The sequence below is a fragment of the Streptomyces sp. NPDC048270 genome (genome assembly GCF_040652335.1).
Taxonomy (GTDB): domain Bacteria; phylum Actinomycetota; class Actinomycetes; order Streptomycetales; family Streptomycetaceae; genus Streptomyces.
On the sequence record NZ_JBEZLV010000114.1, the window covers coordinates 1 to 2,817 of the forward strand.

The window sequence follows — 2,817 nt, forward strand, 5'->3', positions numbered from 1 at the left end:
GTCGACGGCTTCTGCGAACATGAGGTGCTCCGGCTCTTTCGGGATACCGGTGCGCTTTGCTCCGGTCATTTCAGACTAGGAGCTGTGACCGGCCTTACCCGGGGTGCTTTGGTTCCGATCTGCCCCTTCGGCAGCAGTACGAAAGTAGGGAGGGCCGGCGGCCGATCGGACCAGTAGGCAGCACCGCACCGTCCAGGTCCACCACCTGATCACCGAAGGCACCGTGGAAGACCACATCTCCGCCCTCCTGGACCGCAAGCGCGCCCTGGCCGAAGCCGTTCTCACTTCCGGCGAGAGCGCCCTCGCCAACCTCGACGACACCGAACTCGCCGCCCTTATCACTCTCCAGGGGAACCGATGACCGGCTTCTCGAACCCCCGCAACACGGCCCCCCCCCCTCGCCGCCGCGTGGAAACAGAACTTCCATCTGGCCACCAACGGATCCCCCTCCTACATCAAGGCCTCAACGCTTTCCGTACCGGCGCCGTGGGCCAGATCCACGCCGCTCCCGGACAGCTCACCGCCTCCGTCTCGGTGAAGAAGGCCACGCACAAGGCCGCCCTGCACCTGCCCGAACTCAGCCAAGACCAGTGGCACACCCTGGCCGGCCGCCTCGCCGATATCCCCCAGGCCGTCGCCGACCTCCTCGCCAACCGCGTCCCCGTCGCCATCGCAGACCCTGCCCACGCCCGCGGTATGACCATCGTCCCCGCCTCCGAGCAGATCTCTTTCGCCTGCTCCTGTCCCACAGGCCGCCTCGGCCGCGTGTGCGACCACAGCGCAGCCCTCGGCCATGCAGTTGCCGAACGCCTCGCCGGCGCCGCATCCGTACTGCTCACCGCCCGCGGCATGTCCGCCCGCGAACTTGCCGCACTGCTGCGCGACCGTCTGGGCGGCACCGAGCTCGCCACCCTCCCAGCAGACCCCGACGGAACAGTCCGGGCCGACCAGCTCTACTCCCTGTACGCCCATCGCCCTCCACGCAAGGCCCCGCCCGAGGCAGTTCTCGAGACCATCACGCCGATCACCACCAACCTCGACGAACCACCCGCCCCATGCCCCCGGGCCACGGACCTGGAGTGGATGACCAAGGACGCAGCCGACCGCGCTCGCGCACTACTGACCGGCCAGGCGGTGCAGCCGCACGACCCGCTTTCCGACACCGTGCGCCTCCTGGCCACCCCCGAAGGCGTCAGCCGGCTCGCAGCCGCCGCGCACGCCACCGGCCACGACGAAGCCACCCTGCGCACCATGATGATCGGCTACCGACACGGCGGGCCGGCCGGAGCCCACACTGCCCTTGCCGCGATCCCGACGCCGTCCCACACGCTGAAACAGGCGGGGGAGACGATCAGGCTCTCCAGGGCCTTCGGCCTTGGAACGCTCGACATCGCAGACGGGGCCCTGACGGACCCGTCTGCCGGGGTCCAGGTCCGCCCTGGTCTTGACGGCCGTTGGTATCCCTTCACCGCGGCCGGCGCTGAATGGCATCCGGCACCCGGAGCCTCCGACGATCCGGCCGATGCCTACCGGGCCGCCCGACGGGCCCGGGCGTCACGTCCCCAAGCCAGATGACCGCGTCGCCGTACCTGTCACGCAGAAGCAGAGACCGTCTGTGAAACCGATACAGGCGGCATCAGCTGTTGCGATGTGGCCGTCGGCGTCATGCGGATGACAGGTGACCGCTACCGGGTGCGGCGCCCGGCAACCGTGCTCAACAACGGGCGCAAGTCTCCGTGGCTTCGGGGACTCAGGTGATCTAAATCAAGATCACCGAGGCTGTCACGGCTTGCGGTGGGCCCGCGCGAAGTCACGGACGGAGATCCTTGCGTTGTAGAGCAGCCGGCCGCCCGCCGCCCAGTACAGGCCGAGGAGACGGCGCCGAAGAGGCAGCGGGGCGTCGGTCGTGCGACCGAGCCACAGCTCACCACCGTGCTCGGGGTAGCTCTTCGCGATGTTCACTCAGCACTGCTCCTTCATCACCACCGTGGTCGGCGAGAACGCGCCGCCCTTGTCGGCCTGCCCGTCGGGCTCTTTCAGGGCTTCGACCGTGGCGTAGTACCTCGTACGGTACGCGCCCGGCTCACACCCCGCCGCGACTTCCACCCGCTTGGGCGACCCCTTGCCCGGGGCCTTGTCGTTCGTGACCCGCTGGATCTCCGTCCAGCCGCCCGGCCCCTTCTTCTCCAGGGCGACGGTGAGGTTGTGCCGCAGCACGGCCTCGAAACACGTCGCAACCGCCTCTCCCCGGACCCGGCCCCGGTTGACGTACGGCGCGGAGATGGTGTGCAGGCACGCCTTCCCGCCCCTGTCCCCGGTCGTGGTGACTTTGTCGTCGGCCGGCGGCGCGCACCCAGCTTCTTCTGCGCCGGTCGTCACCAGGACGGCCAGCGCCACTGCTGAGGCGGCCAGGGCCCGGCGGACGCTTCGTCGGGAGAGCCGTATAAAGCTGCCAGGCATGAGCGGGACTCCTCGACGGTGGGATGAGGACCTCGGCCGCACGAAGACGGACCCCGCGGTGCCCGGGGGCTCCGCTCCGCATGTCCTTGCCCACGCGCAGGTGCGGAAACCGTACCGGCCAGTGAGACCGCCGGCCGGCCCCGCGTCCAGTTCGACCCGCATTGAGCGGGTCACTCTCTAGGCCGCAAGTCGGGTCAGAACCGGGCATGCCGACCTTGCGACGGCTGCCCTTCAGCCCGTCGTCGAGTTGCGGGACAGCTTTTAGGGGAAAGAGAAGGTTGGCGGGAAAGCTGGCCAAGACCTGGACCACGGGCTGTGTGATGCGCGTGAGGCTGGGAGAGAAGCCGATCCATACCC

3 protein-coding genes and 1 pseudogene are annotated in these 2,817 nt (G+C 69.0%); 2 read left to right on the top strand and 2 right to left on the bottom strand.

The features are described 5' to 3' along the window. Window positions 1–178 precede the first annotated feature (178 nt). Together AB0D66_RS34385 and AB0D66_RS34390 are read left to right on the top strand one after the other, a co-directional pair. Window positions 179–361: pseudogene (locus tag AB0D66_RS34385) on the top strand (ATP-dependent helicase); the annotation flags it as partial. A gap of 125 nt (window positions 362–486) precedes the next feature. Further along, window positions 487–1,575: a hypothetical protein gene (locus AB0D66_RS34390; protein ID WP_362311073.1), complete on the top strand. Its 1,089-nt coding sequence runs from the start codon at window positions 487–489 to the stop codon at window positions 1,573–1,575. A 207-nt stretch (window positions 1,576–1,782) separates the two neighbouring features. Here AB0D66_RS34390 and AB0D66_RS34395 read toward each other — a convergent pair whose 3' ends face one another. Together AB0D66_RS34395 and AB0D66_RS34400 are read right to left on the bottom strand one after the other, a co-directional pair. Next, the gene (locus tag AB0D66_RS34395; protein WP_362311074.1) at window positions 1,783–1,962 is read right to left on the bottom strand and encodes a hypothetical protein; all 180 of its coding nucleotides are present in this window, start codon (window positions 1,960–1,962) and stop codon (window positions 1,783–1,785) included. Beyond that, on the bottom strand, window positions 1,963–2,460 hold the full coding sequence (locus AB0D66_RS34400) for a hypothetical protein (protein WP_362311075.1): 498 nt from the start codon (window positions 2,458–2,460) through the stop codon (window positions 1,963–1,965). Window positions 2,461–2,817: the final 357 nt, after the last annotated feature.

What these genes read in the sequence shown, in the direction of transcription:
- AB0D66_RS34400 (WP_362311075.1), bottom strand. Translation starts at nt 2,460, where the DNA reads ATGCCTGGCAGCTTTATACGGCTCTCCCGACGAAGCGTCCGCCGGGCC.